General features: G+C 41.1%; 12 protein-coding genes and 3 tRNA genes. 9 read left to right on the top strand and 6 right to left on the bottom strand.

The features are described 5' to 3' along the window. Positions 1 to 170 precede the first annotated feature (170 nt). From era to nagZ, 4 genes are all read left to right on the top strand, one after another. Positions 171 to 1,085, top strand: coding sequence for a GTPase Era (gene era / locus GKR41_RS02910; protein WP_226809683.1), 915 nt, complete (start codon positions 171 to 173; stop codon positions 1,083 to 1,085). Beyond that, complete coding sequence (gene recO / locus GKR41_RS02905; RefSeq protein ID WP_226809682.1) at positions 1,069 to 1,938, top strand: DNA repair protein RecO; 870 nt, start codon at positions 1,069 to 1,071, stop codon at positions 1,936 to 1,938. The genes era and recO overlap by 17 nt, the downstream gene beginning before the upstream one ends. Then, on the top strand, positions 1,935 to 2,684 hold the full coding sequence (gene pdxJ, locus GKR41_RS02900) for a pyridoxine 5'-phosphate synthase (RefSeq protein ID WP_226809681.1): 750 nt from the start codon (positions 1,935 to 1,937) through the stop codon (positions 2,682 to 2,684). The genes recO and pdxJ overlap by 4 nt, the downstream gene beginning before the upstream one ends. Before the next feature lie 269 nt (positions 2,685 to 2,953). After that, positions 2,954 to 3,958, top strand: a complete 1,005-nt coding sequence (gene nagZ / locus GKR41_RS02895; RefSeq protein ID WP_226810243.1) for a beta-N-acetylhexosaminidase — start codon at positions 2,954 to 2,956, stop codon at positions 3,956 to 3,958. A gap of 898 nt (positions 3,959 to 4,856) precedes the next feature. Here the strand turns inward: nagZ and efp are convergent. Both efp and earP read right to left on the bottom strand, forming a co-directional pair. Beyond that, positions 4,857 to 5,414, bottom strand: coding sequence for an elongation factor P (gene efp / locus GKR41_RS02890; RefSeq protein ID WP_226809680.1), 558 nt, complete (start codon positions 5,412 to 5,414; stop codon positions 4,857 to 4,859). Positions 5,415 to 5,500: 86 nt separating this feature from the next. Next, entirely contained in the window at positions 5,501 to 6,721 is a 1,221-nt protein-coding gene (gene earP / locus GKR41_RS02885; RefSeq protein WP_226809679.1) for an elongation factor P maturation arginine rhamnosyltransferase EarP, read from the bottom strand. A gap of 2,313 nt (positions 6,722 to 9,034) precedes the next feature. Here earP and pgsA point away from each other — a divergent pair. The 4 genes from pgsA (at position 9,035) to GKR41_RS02865 (ending at position 11,642) form a co-directional block, all read left to right on the top strand. Beyond that, positions 9,035 to 9,622 carry a CDP-diacylglycerol--glycerol-3-phosphate 3-phosphatidyltransferase gene (gene pgsA / locus GKR41_RS02880; protein WP_226809678.1) on the top strand — a complete coding sequence of 196 codons (588 nt, stop codon included), beginning with the start codon at positions 9,035 to 9,037 and terminating at the stop codon, positions 9,620 to 9,622. A gap of 136 nt (positions 9,623 to 9,758) precedes the next feature. Then, positions 9,759 to 9,834: transfer RNA gene (locus GKR41_RS02875), tRNA-Gly, on the top strand. An 8-nt stretch (positions 9,835 to 9,842) separates the two neighbouring features. Continuing rightward, positions 9,843 to 9,913 (top strand) — tRNA-Cys (locus GKR41_RS02870). A gap of 664 nt (positions 9,914 to 10,577) precedes the next feature. After that, the gene (locus GKR41_RS02865) at positions 10,578 to 11,642 is read left to right on the top strand and encodes a glycosyltransferase family 4 protein (RefSeq protein ID WP_226809677.1); all 1,065 of its coding nucleotides are present in this window, start codon (positions 10,578 to 10,580) and stop codon (positions 11,640 to 11,642) included. A 2,358-nt stretch (positions 11,643 to 14,000) separates the two neighbouring features. Here GKR41_RS02865 and GKR41_RS02860 read toward each other — a convergent pair. From GKR41_RS02860 to GKR41_RS02845, 4 genes are all read right to left on the bottom strand, one after another. Further along, positions 14,001 to 14,075 (bottom strand) — tRNA-Val (locus GKR41_RS02860). Between the two features lie 187 nt (positions 14,076 to 14,262). Next, positions 14,263 to 14,979: a DNA polymerase III subunit epsilon gene (gene dnaQ, locus GKR41_RS02855; protein ID WP_226809676.1), complete on the bottom strand. Its 717-nt coding sequence runs from the start codon at positions 14,977 to 14,979 to the stop codon at positions 14,263 to 14,265. 11 nt (positions 14,980 to 14,990) lie between these two features. Further along, positions 14,991 to 15,482: a ribonuclease HI gene (rnhA, locus tag GKR41_RS02850; RefSeq protein ID WP_226810242.1), complete on the bottom strand. Its 492-nt coding sequence runs from the start codon at positions 15,480 to 15,482 to the stop codon at positions 14,991 to 14,993. 48 nt (positions 15,483 to 15,530) lie between these two features. Then, positions 15,531 to 16,343, bottom strand: coding sequence for a class I SAM-dependent methyltransferase (locus GKR41_RS02845; RefSeq protein ID WP_226810241.1), 813 nt, complete (start codon positions 16,341 to 16,343; stop codon positions 15,531 to 15,533). 21 nt (positions 16,344 to 16,364) lie between these two features. On the opposite strand from GKR41_RS02845, the gene gloB reads away from it, so the two are divergent. Beyond that, positions 16,365 to 17,207 (top strand): hydroxyacylglutathione hydrolase, encoded by an 843-nt coding sequence (gene gloB, locus GKR41_RS02840; protein WP_226809675.1) that lies wholly within the window; start codon positions 16,365 to 16,367, stop codon positions 17,205 to 17,207. The last annotated feature ends 23 nt before the right edge of the window (positions 17,208 to 17,230 follow it).

The raw sequence follows: 17,230 nt of genomic DNA, 5'->3' as shown, positions 1-17,230 counted from the left end.
TGATATAGAACCTCATTTGCCGCACCTGGCAGATTTTAGTATTTGACTTTGGTAATTTAGTTCTTGTCGTAGCATGATCTACTTCGGCTTTACTTTAACCCTAAACTTGACAGCCATGGGCACGTATTGTGTGCGCATGTTAGCAGGTATTTCCTGCGCGTCCGCTTGCTATGAATTTGAATCTTGAACCAATTGATTTCCGTTGCGGCACAATAGCAATTGTTGGGCGCCCAAATGTTGGCAAGTCAACGCTGATGAATTCCCTGGTTGGTCAAAAAGTTAGTATTACCTCACGCAAAGCACAAACTACGCAGTGCCGTATTACCGGCATTCGGACGATAGAGGGCGCGCAATTTATCTTTTATGACACCCCTGGCTTCCAAACTAAATATAGATTAGCACTGAACCGTACAATTACATCAACACTGATTTTGGTAGACATTATATTGTTTGTGATCGAGGCGGGTTATTATGATTTGAACGATCGACACGTCAAGGAGCTCATTCCAAAGACAGCAAAATCGATATTAGTCGTAAATAAGCTTGATAAGCTTTCGGATAAAGATGCGCTGTTTGCATTCTTAAAAAGAATAGAGCCATTGTACATTTTCTCAGACGTCGTACCGATGAGTGCTAAACGGCCCGCTGATATCACACGTCTATTGAGAATACTAAGGTTATTCCTTCCATTCAGTCAGCCTATCTATGATAAGAATAAGCTAACTAACCACAGTGAGCGATTCTTAGCAGAAGAGATCCTGCGGGAAAAAATATTCCGCTGGACTGGAGATGAATTGCCGTACACAAGTACTGTACAGATCGAGAAGTTCGAACAAAAAGGCCGCCTGCGTCGGGTTTTCGCAACGATTCTTGTTGACCATTATAACCATAAGGCAATGATTATTGGACAAAAAGGTGCAAAACTTAAGCAGATTAATACTGAGGCACGAATTAATATGACAAGGCTCTTCGATGCCCCAGTTTATCTAGAAACATTCGTCAAAATTAAGAATAGCCGAGCAGATACGGATGTAAAATTATACGCCTATGAGTACGAATACAGCCTAGATGAGTCATCCAGATAAAGTCCAACCTCATGCTAGCGAAGCGGATGATATCGTTCCAATGTCGATATCAAATGATCTTACACAACAGTCCCCAGTAAGCTGTACTGTTCTGCCCCCCATTTGCCGCACTGCTTCATCGCATTCAGATTATCGTATGGCTGATCAGTTAGGCTTCGTGTTACACACCCACCCTTATCGAGAAACGAGTCTTATTATCGATGCGTTTACCCGCTCACACGGTCGTCTTGCACTTCTTGCGAAAGGAGCTAAAAGACCATATTCAGCGTTGCGCGGCGTGCTGCAAACATTCCAGCCACTTGGGTTGTCATGGGCCGGAAAGTCGGAAATGCGTACTCTCACTAAAGCCGAATGGATTGGCGGTATGCGACCGCTTGCTGGCGACGCATTACTATATGGCTTTTATGTCAATGAGTTGCTTGTTAGATTTTGTGCACAGGAAGATCCGTATACTGTGTTATTTGATCATTACTTGTTAACGTTGACACGGCTTGCCGATCAAGAACCAGCTGTGCAAGTATTGCGCTCGTTTGAGCTTCTCTTGCTGCGTGAGACCGGCTTTGCCTCGTCACTTGATCGGACCGTGACAAGGCAAAGTGTTGTAACTGGTCGATCATATGTGTTTGATCCGGAGCGCGGTTTATACGATGTAGACATGCTAGAGTCCCAGAAGGATACATTTCGAAGTCCAGTCATTGCCGGACAAACGCTGCTCGACATGGAGCGCGATGATTATTCTCGTGCGCAAACTATTGCGCAAAGTAAAGTCTTAATGCGTTTTTTGTTAAATACGTATCTTGGGAATACGCCGCTTGCTACGCGCCATGTCTTAATCGACCTTCAAAATTTATGAACGTTTCTCCATTGCTACAATCCCCAATTGAACTGGGTGTTAACATCGATCATATCGCTACATTACGTAACGTTCGTGGAACCTTGTATCCTAACTTATTGCATGCAGCGCTCCAAGCTGAGGCTGCTGGCGCAGATGCAATCACACTGCATTTGCGTGAGGACCGCCGACATATTGTTGATGCTGATGTGTACGCTCTGCGACCCTTACTTAAGACTAGAATGAATTTGGAGTGTGTATTAACGAGAGAAATGCTTGATATTGCTTGTGATGTACGACCATATAATGTTTGCTTAGTACCAGAAAAGCGAGACGAGTTGACTACTGAAAGCGGATTAGACGTAGTTACACATTTTGATATTATCAAGTCGGCACGCCGGCAACTAGCAGATGTAGGTACGCAAGTATCACTATTTATCGATGCCGATTTAGAACAGATTCAAGCAGCCTACGAAAGCGGTGCGTTGGTAATTGAGCTCCATACTGGACGCTATGCTAATGCGGCTGATAATGCTCGACAGAAAGAATTCGAGCGGATTGCTATAGGCGTTGATCTAGGGCGGTCTTTGGGCCTAAAAGTTAATGCAGGCCATGGTCTACACTACAATAATGTACAGACTATTGCCGCCATTCATGGTATTACTGAGCTAAATATCGGTCATGCTATTGTTGCACATGCAATTTTTGTGGGATGGGAGATAGCTGTGCGTAAAATGAAGGCGCTGATCATTGAAGCGCGTGTGTAGCTGTAACATACTATAACTCTTTTGCAAGAGCTCATATATAGTATAAAGAAAAGCTAGTGGACCATCACGCTCAGCAACCTAGACGGCAGATAAGAGATTACACACCCAATCTAGGAACATCTGTCGGCAACAAATATAATTTTTATAGCATATTTTGTGATCTATCAATCAATGTATTAATAGATGTACCGTAATATCGTGACAGATCTGCATATAATTAATTCCAAAAACTTAAGTTGAATAATCATAAGTATAAATATGCTCCGGTGATGCTAGATATTGCCGGGACTTCATTAAATTGTGACGATATCCGTCGAATCAGTGATCCCTTAACCGGCGGAGTGGTTTTGTTTGCGCGCAATTATACTAGCCGTGCGCAGCTTCTTGATCTTACTAGTGCCATTCGCGATGTACGCAAAGATGTAATTATTGCGGTGGACCACGAAGGTGGGCGCGTACAGCGTTTTCGGGGCGATGGGTTTACGTCATTGCCGCCGATGCGTTCCCTAGGAACGTCATGGAACAACGATGCGATCGCAGCAATGCGAATAGCTACAGCCATTGGTTATGTAATGGCAGTAGAGTTACGTGCGAGTGGTATCGACTTGAGCTTTGCGCCAGTACTTGATTTAGATTATGGATGCTCCAAGGTAATTGGAAACCGTGCTTTTCATTCTAATCCGAGAGTTGTTTCGTGCTTAGCAAAAAGTGTCGTGCATGGTTTGACGTTAGCCGGAATGGCGGCTTGTGGTAAGCATTTTCCGGGGCACGGATACGTAAAATCAGATTCACATGTTGAGGTACCTATTGATACCCGTACTCTCGATGAGATTCTCTCTTATGATGCGCAGCCATATCAATGGCCTGGCTTATCGCTCGACGCAGTGATGCCGGCGCACATTATTTATCCAGCTGTCGATTCTCGACCGGTCGGTTTTTCGTTTATTTGGCTGAAGCAGATCCTGCGTAGTAGGCTTGGATTTAATGGTGTGATATTCAGCGATGATTTGTCGATGGAGGCAGCTCGTCAAGCTGGAACTATCGCCGAGGCTGCGCATGCAGCGATCGATGCGGGATGCGGGATGGTTCTCGTTTGCAATTGTCCGGAAGAAATCGACGATGTGCTGCATTTCCTGCGTATGCATATCATCGATACCCTATCTCAGGGTATCATTAATCGGATAACCCCAAAGGGTAATTCACTAAAATGGCGCGATTTATCGCGCCATTCCGGCTATTGCCAAGCGCGAAAGCTAATAGATAGCCTAGAGTAAATAGTTAAGTAACCGCTGTAGATTGACTCAGATTTTTCTTTACGGCAATGCATATATACACTGCATGTAATTGACTAGTGTAAGAGACATCAGAGATTATACGCTAGTAAAATAAACTAGGCCAATTCAAAACGACTCAAAGGTTTTCGTTTATATTATATACGCCGCTTATCTGACGCACAATTATAAATAATCTTATACTAGTTAATAGAAAACCAATACTAGTTACTACTGAGTAGTTACTAGTATTTTCTAGCCGTATATACACCATGTATACTCACAGTATTTTGTGTCTATCGACGGTACAGTAGTTTCTGTAGTCTAACTTAGATAGAAAATCTTTGGAAGTATCGCTTGTTTTCCGAAGGGATTTTTATTGGTTGTTAGCTTCCCAAGAAAGAGTAGCATTTCAGATGGATCAAAGATTTACTGATAGTAAGAAAAATTTTTGTCAGTAAATGACGAAACCAACAGATATTAATCGCGTTGATATACTAAAGACTATTATATAGCGCAATAGCTCATTGCACTATGGTAGGAAAGAATGCTGCACGTTTCTCTTGGTACTAGCGTATAAATCTAAACTACATTAGAAACAACATGCATATGTTACTGAATACTATTCAAGTATAATTTAGTAGTAATGTCGATAAAATCTATAGCAATTAGATATCTGCTATTTTAGTATTCTTGGTTGACCGTAAGAGGTTACGACATCTGATATAACATAGTACTCTATTTCATCCCCTGACTGCTAAGTCAGGGGATGAAATAGAGTACTATCCGTTAATTTTCCGCATTATTATCATTCACTTGTTTTTTAAAACAAAGTTAGGTAGATTTTAATACTTAGTTAGCATACCTGTATCCGAGTAGAATTAAGGCGAACTACGTGCTACTATGCGCGACTTCGGTACTCATGTGTACGAGTATCGATCTCGATCTGATCACCGATATTGCAAAATAGTGGCACCTGTAGTTCAAATCCAGTGGATAATTTAGCGCTTTTAAATATCTTTCCGGAGGAGGTATCGCCTTTAACCGCAGGTTCTGTATAGACAATTTCGCGTACAAGCGTAGTTGGAATCTCTACTGAGATTACCCTGTCATTGTAAAATACAATTTCGCAGGCCATGCCGTCTCTGAGATAAAATAACGCACTACCCATTATTTCGCTTCCAACTTCGTACTGATTATAGTCAGTATCTATAAATACATACATCGGATTAGCAAAATACGAATAGGTGACTTCTTTTCGGTCAAGCATGACGATATCAAACTTATCATCAGCTTTATATACAGATTCACTTCCAGCGCCAGTCAGTAGGTTTTTTAGCTTTAGCTTGACGACTGCAGTATTGCGTCCTGATTTATTATACTCAGTTTTTTGCACGATCATGGGATTATTTCTAATCAATATAATGTTTCCAGTACGCAGTTCTTGAGCAGTCTTCATAAGACTATCCTGTTAGATAAATAGGTATAATGAAGGGCTAACAGTATGCTCAACATTGAATGGTTTAGTGTCAATCTTAAAACTTACTATTTTAGTGTATTTTGGACGAATATAGACAGATGTTTAGCTAGATCACCTATGGAAGATAACTCATCTGCCCATGTGTGTGCGCGTGACTCAAAAGCCTCTCGATACTGAATAAAATCTTTCCAATCTAGGGGGCCGTACGTTGTGTTGCCATTCCATGCCTGCCAGAAGCGTATTAATGCGTCACGGGGGTACGATTCTAGTGTCAAACCAATACGCGCAAGGACTGCGTCTAACTTTGGTAGGTGTGCATAATTCTCCTGTGGATATACGTGCCAGACGAATGGCTTGCGTGCCCACTGCGCGCGCACAAATGAATCCTCTCCACGTACAAAGTTAACATCAGTGCTCCATAACAATTTATCGTAACTAAGCTGACTAGTAAACGGCAGAATATAGATGCTTAGTGCACATGTGTTTGCATGCATGCCCGCTACAAATTTCCTGGATCCCATTAGATGGGTAAAGAACCGAGCGATAGACTTGGAGATCTGACCCTCCGGAACAAGTAGCATTAACGGATCTACTCCATCGCGCCATTGCTCGAGCAGCGAGTCAAGACCTAAATTCTTGTAGCAAAACAAAGATACGATTATGGTAGTTGGATCAGGCTGCGGTATCCCGAGAGTCGTCCACCAGCACTCCCTTTCGGCCACCGATGTGATAAAATTGCGACGTTGTACGTCTAAGTCTTGCTCGCAAAGTACTCCTCCAGTATGCTTATCAAAGCCGGGAAAAAAAAACGTTTTGGTCAGTGTATAGTAGGGATGAGGCGCCGTGCGTAAATGAAAGTCTACCACCCAGTCTTCGGACGATAAGTATTCAAGGCTAATCCAAACTACCTGCGATGGGCGCTGCGCCATCGCAGCAAGGTATAATGGTGGTAAGTGGCAAGAAAATGCCTCAATTACAACATCGGAGATATTTAGTGCCGCTGCAATCGACTTAGTAAACTTAAGATCATGCCAGTGTTCAATATCGACACCAGCTAGCACTTGTTGCTCGCGCCTAGTATCCAGCTCTGGCACCAGGTATGCAAGTGTAGATAATTTATCAATAAATAGATGTACTTTCCAGCTATATTCATTCGCTAACTGCCGAGCAAGCCTCCAGCAGACACCGGCATCGCCGAAATTATCGATAACAGAACAAAAAATATGGCATACGAGGGGAACTCGCTCGCTAACATATAGATCTGAGTAGGAGGATATAGAACGCATACAACATGCGGAATTTTTAACAAATGATCAGACTTCGAATGAGACTCTTATCTTCATATTCTCAGGCGCGGGTCTTATGCGTCGTATAAGACTAATATTAATAATTGAGCAGTTGATTATCAGTGTAATCTAAAGCTCAATACAGGTTTTGACCTTAAAAGTGTTATAGCATCTGATCGATATATATCAATGTTATCATGCATACGGTCTGCATTGTACCTGAGTAAGTTACATAACTTAGTGCATATCATGCTTTTATAAAGACCCCAGTTACCTTACACATCTTACGATGGTCCTGCATTATTCTTATTGATCTCGCGATGACCTGCTATAAAGTAGCAACAATTCTACTAAGAATAATCTTAATAAGCATTGAGACCGAGTTACAAATATCTTATTTACAATGATAAATCGTGTACATGTTCAGTATACCGAACATTGCTTTTAATGCTGCATGCTACTTAGCGCAGTCGATAAGAGCAGCCAGACTTTAGCTCATTTCCGAGCGTTCCAGGAGTGTAGAGAAGTATGCGTATCTTGCAACGCGTATTTCAGTATGTACTTTCAAAAAATCGGTGTTTAGCAATTGTATTCGGTTATCTGCTGCACTAGATTATCTTATACATTACACCTTATATCGGCGAGACTATACGAGCAATGTACAGAATGAGGTGAGCTTTCTGCGGGGGGGTCGTCAGTTTGAAGTGATAAAAAGCAGAATAAAAATATATATAGTGATGCGGCTAAACTAAAATTTTCACTAGCGGTTATGGTACGTAATCAAGCTACGGTATGCGGTCAGATTAGTTCACTGTTCAATGTGCTGTACTAGGAATCGATCGAGATTAGAGAAGAGCGCATCAGTAGCTGATATTGATATCCCAGGGTAGTTTCTTAGGTAAGGTACGCGTATGCGTTAACTTGGCTATGATGAGGGGTGGTAGAGTTAATTTAGTAAAGATTCTATCCATCCATACATAGAGATCGCATCGTCTACGCAAGATGAAATTATCGTTGAAGAGGCCTTAAAATCCTAGGAGATTGCTATGGCTGCATTGCTAAAACCAGAAATTTCTTTGGAGCTAGGGATAGATTTAGAGTAACAGCATTTAAACTCTGATCCTTAGTAATGCAGCAGATGATGTTCTGGTAGAGAACCGTGGCACGGGAAAAAGAATAGAAGTCTACTGCATCCAAGATGCTCTAAGCATTCATCGCACATCGTTATCTCGGTTATTTAGTTCTCACAGTGGTCATCGTCAGCAATACACCGGTTTACAAGTACACAAGTAATCTACTAAAAGTTCTAGTGCAGCAGTGCTAGTACAAGGTTTCACTTATTCATCAGCCATAAAGCCAGAAACAGACATAGTTATTGATAATGAAGAAAAATGCATAACTTTCTCTGTTCAGATGCCTTCCAAATAAGAATCCCGGAAGTATACGTACGCGCACTTTCGCCCATGTTTTATGGATATGTTCTCTCGACTAAGCCGCAAGACTATTTGCATTGCATATCGAAATTTTGATATTTCGTATGTGATAAGTAAGATACCAGGGTCTTATGTGTTGTTTATTATGGTATCTGAATTTAGAATACTAAATTCAGATACCATAATATCACGCATATTACACGGTGGTACTGCCTGTGGCGCGTAGGTTTCATTCAGCGCTATAAGATTTTCTTATAGCGCTGAATAGCGCATTGTTGTTTATTGTTTGTGCCTAAAGAGCTAAACAGCCGTCGCTTCTGTGTTCGCCCATGGCGCGTTCGCCCTGTAGCATAAGCATATTCGAATCTCGTCACTCTACTGCATATTGTCTTGATTAATAGCGATAGGGGGCGGCGGGTTAAGACTGCCCATCAGGTTTTCTCGAAACTGACATGAGATATGATGGTTTGAGTTAGGGTCACGAAAAGAAAAGCCTTAAGGTTTATCTTGAGACCACAATCTTCACAGACCATCGGCCGTCGCTCAATTTAGGTAAAGAGAATGCTGATTGATGCGAGTTACGCAGATCTACGATGAGACATTATATCTTACTATATTGCGGCCCGCTCTCAGTACTCTAAATACGCGTTACTGACAATCCGGCCAACGCGTTACTTACGCGCTTTAGGGGAGGCTGTACGTAGGATATGCTATTGCTAGTTCTGAAAAATGAACTAGCAATAGCATATCGTGTACACTTGCTAAGAAAATCTATCATCAACTGCACCAAGAGTATCTAATAGAGCGTACTCTTTATGGAGAGTCTGATCACGCGGCACAATGGCAATTGTGCGTCACTTTTTATCGCCAGCTTGCTTTGATGCCTTTCAATTTACCGATTTTTTTAACATGGTTACGGATCGTGCTCATCCCGTTAATCATTGGTGTATACTATCTGCCTGGCATAATATTGACCCTACAGAATAAAAATAAAGTAGCTGCAGCCATCTTCACTTTAGCGGCGCTGACTGACTGGTTTGATGGGTTTCTAGCACGCAAGTTGAATCAAACCTCCGTATTCGGAGCGTTTCTTGATCCCGTTGCAGATAAATTAATGGTGACTGCTGCACTATTAGTTTTAGTACAGTTGATTCGCCTTGACGCAGCTATTGCTCTAGTGATTGTGGGGCGTGAAATCGCGATTTCTGCACTGCGTGAATGGATGGCGAATATTGGTGCATCTGAGAGAGTAGCCGTTAACTCGTTAGGAAAATTTAAGACTGCATGCCAGATGATTGCGATCCCATTATTACTGTACTACTCGCCGATTAGAATATTAGGGTGGTTTTCAGTTAATACACGCGTTTTAGGAGCGTCGCTTCTTTACTTGGCGGCGCTTTTGACAATCTGGTCGATGCTTTATTATATGAAGCTAGCCTGGTCCCAGATTCGAGATCGAGCATCATAAATTAGAATGCAACCGAAATTTTTCCAATTTTACATATATTTACATCGACTATAGTTTTTGACACCCCATTATACTCTTAGTATAATGGTCGCTTCTACACTGAAAGTGTAGAAGTATAAATAAAGGTACAAATTGTGCGGGAGTAGCTCAGTTGGTAGAGCGCAACCTTGCCAAGGTTGAGGTCGCGAGTTCGAGACTCGTCTCCCGCTCCAAACATTATGGCGCGATAGCAAAGCGGTTATGCTGCGGCCTGCAAAGCCGTTTAGGCCGGTTCGACTCCGGCTCGCGCCTCCCAAAACCGCATAATCACAAAAATTTTACATCAGCAGTATCGGTCGATACCGTAGCATAGTAAAAGACTGTAGCGAGAAAGGCGGAATTTTCTGAATTGAAGCTATACAAATACTATAGTAATTCCATTAATGTACTGACTGAGTATCAGTATAGTTAACCATGAAAGTTATTGTGATCTTATCCATACTTTTAATAAAGTATTTTAAGATACGATGAAAATCGGCTTGCAATAAATGATGGAAGTCACGCAGCTCGACTATTCGGTTCACTTTGTTAGCCCTGAAAATAATTTAAAACAGCTTTATAGAGCAAGGTTTGCTGGGTGCATAAAAATTTCGTAAAAACTTTGGAAGTCTAGCTAGAAGTCTCACTATATAGCTCTCGATTATCACAAATCTGCCATCTTCTTAAGTCATTTATTCCAATAGTAGGTGGCTTAGTATCTTGAAAGATTATAGCTTACGCACTATGCATAAGCTATGCTATGGAGCGCTGAAGACTAATTAATCTAAGGGTAATCTGCGCCGAGCTGTTGCAAAAATATCGGACGCTTTGCTAGTGCCAATAGCACAAGCAAGCGTCTAGAATTGCAAATTGGGGGCTCTGAACCTATATTAAACTGAAGCAGTCACTTCGATTGACTTTTTAGGAGTTTACCGATATGCGAATCGCTCAAATTGCGCCGTTGCACGAGGCAGTCCCACCAAAACTATATGGTGGGACTGAGCGTGTTGTGTCCTATTTAACCGAAGCGCTGGTCGAACTCGGACATAATGTGACTTTATTTGCTAGCGGAGATTCGAAAACATCGGCTAAGCTCGATGCGGTATGGCCCCAGGCTTTGCGACTAGATCCATTGATTCAGGACACGATGGCGCCACACATGCTATTACTCGAGAAAGTATGGCGACGATCTGAAGAGTTTGATGTACTACATTTTCATATTGAATACTATCCGTTCCAATTATTTTCGCGCCAATCGGTACCACATTTGACAACATTACACGGCCGGCTTGACTTGCCAGAGCTACAGCCGATTTTTAATATGTTTAAAGATGTAAGGGTCGTATCAATATCCGAGAACCAGCGTAACCCGCTACCACAGGCTAATTGGCTCTCAACTGTTCATCATGGTCTTCCTATTGATCTACTAATGCCGCACGCTGATATTAAGCCAAGCTATCTAGCTTTTTTAGGGCGTATTTCGCCGGAAAAGCGCTTAGATACTGCGATTCGAATTGCACAACAGTGCGCCATGAAAATTAAAATTGTTGCGAAGCTTGACAAAGCTGATCGTACATATTACGAAGAACAGATTAAGCCACTTATATCACTACCACATGTTGAGTACGTCGGTGAGATCTCTGAGGCTGAAAAGTCTAAGTTTTTATCTGGTGCACATGCGTTGCTGTTTCCAATCGACTGGCCAGAGCCGTTTGGTTTGGTGATGATCGAGGCAATGGCCTGTGGCACACCAGTAATAGCGTTTAAGCGAGGGTCAGTGCCGGAAGTAATTGAAAATGGCGTATCGGGTTTTGTTGTCGAAGACGAATTAAGCGCTGTTATAGCAGTGAACCAGTTACACACGCTATCACGAGCTAGTGTGCGGGCAGCGTTTGAATCCCGTTTTACATCGAAGGTGATGGCACAAAATTATGTTCATGTATATGAGAAACTGCTGCACACTAGCCACCAAGCAGTAACGCAAAAAGTTACTGCCGACTAAGTTGGTATTTATAGAACTTGATATATCGAGGATTAAAGTAATATAAATTATTTATATAATATTGATATACGATATATTTTTATAGTGTGTACTAATATAAACAAAGTACTATATCTACCTTTAACATAAAAGTTATCATACATTAGCATACTAGATGTCGCCTAAAGAAGTGTAGCAGTCTAATTTTTATAACACTCCTCTCTATACACTACTATTAATAAGTAAATATATTATATACTTATTAATAGTAATAAATTTTAGCACTTTTATGTTAATAAAGCTAAATAAAAAACAATTAATAATGTATGTCGCATTACAAAACGATATAAATCGTACTTTAATATTTTGATTACGCAGTATTGGTACTATTAATGATTCATTAATTAGTCATACTCTAAAATAGAAATAAGGAATTTTTAGATAGTTAAATTTTTATGAATGAAATTTCAAAAAATTAATACTAGATTAGTATAATCCTGCTAAATCCATTTAGTTGTTTCTAACATACTTCTTTATTTATAGTTAGTTTCAAGCATATTAAAAGTTTTTAAAAAAACTTGATATTAAGCAAATAATACGGAGATTCCAATAGATGTGTGCTAATTATCTATTCTAGAACATGCGGTTTATTCTCAGGCAAGATCAGAAATTCTCACGGGTTAAAAAATGCCGTTTTTGGTATAGCTAAGTCAGTAGCTCTAGAGATCGTTTTTAGACAAACAATACATTTCAGTAATAAGAATTATATTCGGGTAAACAAATCGCTTTTCTCGATAATTAAACTGAGGGTAGCAATAAAATTGCTGAGTATCTTCTTAGACTCATTCACTGCACTCTAGCATTAGAATCAATAAATTGCCTCGCTTTAAATCTAGGGCGCTAAGTTTGCGTAGACGTAAAATGGTGCCTCTCAACCTAATATTAAAATTACATTCGCTAAAGTGAAACCAGCAGAAATTTCATGGCTCCCGAAACAAATCAATTTCTTACGTACCATTTTGGCGAAGTTAACTAACCACTAACCCCAGAAGTACACAACAATAAAGCAGTAATTCTCAAAGAGAAAAGCGTTCTTCAGAATATCTGAATAGACTGAACAAATCTACATTTAACTACAGATTATACGCACGATGACGATTTTAATTAAAGGGGCATTGATTCTGAGTAAGTAAACAGCTATTTGAGTAATGCTAACTAAAGTTGGCATTAATACTATAATAGTATTATTATAGTAACTTTACTATATGAAGTAAGTGTTATTAACAGCTTATAGAATATCGGATATATTGTGTTTGGCTTGTTATATCTAAATCCGAGAGATATGTAGTGAATTGTATTTTCACCGGAAGATTATATCTTCAGTAGAAGAAAAAATGATAATAGTGTAAGAAAAAATTCTACTAAAAATAGATATCATGCAAATTGCATTCTGCAAGAGAAAAAATCGGCTATCACTTTTCTATCATCATAATACTACTTGTACTGAATAGTACTACTTATGCTGGACTATGCGCAGTTTTACTATATTCATCTCATTATCTTATTAGAGATTTCATGCCTTAGCAGGCTATCAGGCGAGTGCGGCCAAGGGCTTATCTTCTAATCGAAACCTTATTAATATGTAATAGTTGCACCCATTGCTGTGGTATAGCAACCGATCGAGAAAAAAGTCGCTGTATTTGGGGTGGATTATAAGTTTGAATGATATTAGATTACGATAACAACTAACTACTCATTAAGCGCCAGACGTCTCATAAGTAATCTCGCGGTTTTATAAGTTTCTTCTTGCATACCTCTGTAGTAAAAGACCAAAAAACATTGTTTAGCACCCTTCTGCTCTCATATCGCAGCTAGCGATATAAGGTGATCGCTAGCTGCGATACATATATTTTGATGTTTTCTAGAATTTATTAGCACCATGCGATATTTCGAAAATATCTTCTTTCGGCAGTCTGGAGACAAGATATAGAGAAGTGCTAATGCTCGCTATTCTTTTGGAAGCTTATTTGGTCCAGAAGCATGTATGTGTAATAGATAATGCGCCGAGGCTTAGAAATCTACTAAATAGTGCACAAATTCCATTCGGATAGCAGAAATTAAAAACATACTCATACCCAGCAAGAAAACGAAGAGCGTAAGTTTACTTGCTAACATTAAGTTAGTTGTTCATCACTAACTTGTAAAAGTTAGTTTATAAAGCACGTCTATAAACATGAGGAATACTGCACCTCTGTAAATAGTTACTTATGTTGTTACTATAGCTTATGATTGCTTTAGTGTTTTTCCACAAATCACCCATCAGAAAATACCCTCCACACGAAGAGTTAGTATATATCTAACTAGCTTTTGTGAGAAAATTGGTAGGTAGTACTGGTATCGAACCAGTGACCCCTGCCGTGTGAAGGCAGTGCTCTACCTCTGAGCTAACTACCCTTAAGTATGCAAAATGCTAATAGAATTTGAATGCCTAGTAAAGCATTCTTCAGCAGACCGGGCTACGGTTATCAATAATGACGCACGTAAGTCATAGTAATCGATAGATTGCGGGAATATCAATAGGTTGTCATATCCCTATGACAACCTATTGATATTCCATAAGGATAAGCTCAGGGTTTTTCATTTACAAGCTGTGTGCAGACTCCCGCCACACACACGGCTCTTTACCTGTTTTGTTAAGTTCATCAAGTATGCTCGCGTGAGCAATAAGCTCGTCATTTCTAGCACTAATCACAGGTAGATCAAACTGATCGAGCGACACGCCATCTCGGGCTACTGATCCAAAATCTGGCATGTCGGCTAGCACATTAATGACTAGATTTTCTTGCCCTCGTGTCATCGCAAGATAGACGGAAGCTAGCAATTCTGCATCAAGTAGCGCACCATGCTGTGCTCGATGTGTGTTACTGATGCCTAATCGTTCGCATAGCGCATCTAACGAGTTTCGCTTACCAGGAAACATCGCCTTGGCCCGGATAAGTGTATCAATTACATTGCCGCAATAATTGCGAAATGGTCGTAGCTCTAGCATTGCAAATTCTGCGTCGAGAAAGCCAATATCGAAAGGTGCATTATGGATAATAATGCTTGTATTCTTCACGAAATTAAGCAGCACATTAGAAATATCTACGAACTTTGGCTTATCGCTTAGAAATTCAGTAGTTAATCCGTGCACCGCTAAGGCACCAGGATTACTGTCACGTTCTGGATTGATATAAAAGTGCAGATTATTGCCGGTCAGTTGTCGGTTTACTATTTCTACGCAGCCAATTTCAATAATCCGGTCTCCGCTTTTAGCATTCAGACCAGTAGTTTCTGTATCGAGAACAAGAAAACGCATGATATAAAAATTTATAAGAAGTTAGCGCACAGCTCGAGACCGCACACATCTATTTCTTGCTCTAGTAATGTTACGCCTCGATTAGCTAGCGCATCAGCCCGTTCATTTTCTGGATGGCCAGCATGGCCACGGATCCACCGCCATTTAATATCGTGTAGTAAGCCTAGCGCATCAAGCCGATGCCATAAATCTGCATTTTTAACAGGAGTCTTTGCAGTAGTCATCCAGTTCTTTTTCTTCCATCTGTGAATCCATTCACTAATTCCCCTTTGAACATACCGAGAATCGGTATAAATAATCGCCTTGCATGGCCGTTTTATCACCTCAAGCGCGGCGATTACAGCCATCAGCTCCATTCTGTTATTAGTCGTCGAGAGCTCCCCGCCAAATAGTTCCCTTTCTTGCTTACCAAAGCGCAGAAGCGCGCCCCAGCCACCTCGACCTGGATTTCCCTTGCATGCGCCGTCCGTATAAATCTCAATAAGAATATTGTTGCATTCCATACATTTGTTAATCAAATAAAACTCACGCTATAGCCTATGTTGACATTGTTAAAAAGCGTTTGTCGCTGCAATTGGCTTTAGTGTTGTCGCGAGCATCTGTTTTTTCGCTTTGGACGGCCCTATTAGTCGTATGCCATGCATTCGCTTAATTGCAGTAATTATGTATATAGCACCAAAAATTGGCCACCAACGATCGCCGACTGCCTCTATAAACGCATACCTAGAGAGCCATTTTGCAGTGTTTAGCGCTGGACGATAGCATCCAAAACGTCCTTGGTCTAATTCCAAGCAAAGCAACTTGATCCAATCTTTCATTCTTTTAAATGCAATTAGATCGTTTACTGCTGGTACAAACACATAGCCGCTTCGGCGGCTAATCCACTGTCGTATGCCCCACAAGCTCAGAGAATTGAAGCCGATAATCACGAGCCGGCCCTCTGGCATGAGAACCCGTTCAGCTTCTCGTAACAGCCGATGCGGATCATGCGTAAATTCAAGCGTGTGAGGTAGAATTAGTAAGTCCACGCTCCGAGATCCGAATGGTAAATCTAGGAAATTGCACCAAAGTATTTCTCGTGTTAGTGATGCATCGTAACCGCAAACATTAGAAGCATTACTACTGCTTAGACCCTGTAATTGATATGGCTCACTTGCAGCGCTAGCTTTATCTAATGCTAGACCACGACATGGCATTCGATTTTCCCGTAACGCATCAAGTTTTGGCAAGCCCAACTGAAGCGCGTAATAGCCGAACATATTAGAGACTAAGCTATCAAGTTGGTCTTGTTCCCAGGCGAGCATATATTGCCCTGGTGCTGACTCAGCCCAGGTTGGCCAGTCTATAATTGGTCGGTTTAACATTGTTTCCATAGGTCCTGCGCGATGAACATACCGTTAAAAGCTAAGTTGGCATATAATACTGGTCATAAGTTGCAATACATCCCGGTTCCGGCGCTCAAAGATAATTATATCTGGGTTATCACAAATGGATGTGATGCTGTGGTGATTGATCCGGGCGATGCCGTATCGATTATCCACTTCCTTCAACGACATAGCCTACAACTAATCGCTATTTTACTCACTCATCACCATGCTGACCATGTTGATGGAGTTGATCTATTGATTTGGATGTGTGGCACAGACAACCCGGTCCCAGTATATGGTCCACGAAGTGAGGCTATCCAGGCAATTACGAAGCCACTTATGGATAAGGATAAAGTCTGGATTGAGCCACTCGGCTTAGTATTATCCGTAATTAATGTGCCCGGTCATACGCTCGGACATATTGCCTATTTCTCGGATATTAGCTTAGATTCAGTTCCACACCTACTGTGTGGTGACACGCTGTTTTCTAGCGGCTGTGGGCGTCTATTTGAGGGTACCCCGAAACAGATGCTGGCGTCTCTAGACGCACTAATGACTCTACCTGATACTACGGAAGTGCATTGTGCACATGAATATACGCTGTCTAATATTGCATTCGCGCTTAAGGTAGAACCAGATAACGAAGACTTACTAATCTGGCATAATCAGGCTCAGGAGCTGCGTGCTGCCGGGGTATCGACCCTGCCAACTACAATAGGTCATGAAAAGAAAGTTAATGTATTTCTACGCGTCCATCTATCCTCAATTCGTCAAGGGCTAGCTAATAAGCGGCATGTATACACGATCGGACGGCTCGAGACTTTTACTGCGTTGCGTGAATGGAAAAACGTTTTCCGCTGATACGCATACCCTAGTAGATGAAA

It is taken from the genome of Candidatus Vallotia laricis, from assembly GCF_020541325.1.
Taxonomy (GTDB): Bacteria; Pseudomonadota; Gammaproteobacteria; order Burkholderiales; family Burkholderiaceae; genus Mycetohabitans; species Mycetohabitans laricis.
The sequence above is the reverse complement of the archived record's forward strand: the minus strand, read 5'-3'. Positions and strand labels throughout refer to the sequence as shown.

Excerpts from the sequence above, each read along its gene's own strand:
- dnaQ (WP_226809676.1), bottom strand. The coding sequence starts at position 14,979 with ATGCGTTTTCTTGTTCTCGATACAGAAACTACTGGTCTGAATGCTAAA.
- gloB (WP_226809675.1), top strand. The coding sequence starts at position 16,365 with ATGAACATACCGTTAAAAGCTAAGTTGGCATATAATACTGGTCATAAG.
- pgsA (WP_226809678.1), top strand. The coding sequence starts at position 9,035 with ATGCCTTTCAATTTACCGATTTTTTTAACATGGTTACGGATCGTGCTC.
- earP (WP_226809679.1), bottom strand. The coding sequence starts at position 6,721 with ATGCGTTCTATATCCTCCTACTCAGATCTATATGTTAGCGAGCGAGTT.
- pdxJ (WP_226809681.1), top strand. The coding sequence starts at position 1,935 with ATGAACGTTTCTCCATTGCTACAATCCCCAATTGAACTGGGTGTTAAC.
- recO (WP_226809682.1), top strand. The coding sequence starts at position 1,069 with ATGAGTCATCCAGATAAAGTCCAACCTCATGCTAGCGAAGCGGATGAT.
- efp (WP_226809680.1), bottom strand. The coding sequence starts at position 5,414 with ATGAAGACTGCTCAAGAACTGCGTACTGGAAACATTATATTGATTAGA.
- GKR41_RS02865 (WP_226809677.1), top strand. The coding sequence starts at position 10,578 with ATGCGAATCGCTCAAATTGCGCCGTTGCACGAGGCAGTCCCACCAAAA.
- GKR41_RS02845 (WP_226810241.1), bottom strand. The coding sequence starts at position 16,343 with ATGTTAAACCGACCAATTATAGACTGGCCAACCTGGGCTGAGTCAGCA.
- era (WP_226809683.1), top strand. The coding sequence starts at position 171 with ATGAATTTGAATCTTGAACCAATTGATTTCCGTTGCGGCACAATAGCA.
- rnhA (WP_226810242.1), bottom strand. The coding sequence starts at position 15,482 with ATGGAATGCAACAATATTCTTATTGAGATTTATACGGACGGCGCATGC.
- nagZ (WP_226810243.1), top strand. The coding sequence starts at position 2,954 with ATGCTAGATATTGCCGGGACTTCATTAAATTGTGACGATATCCGTCGA.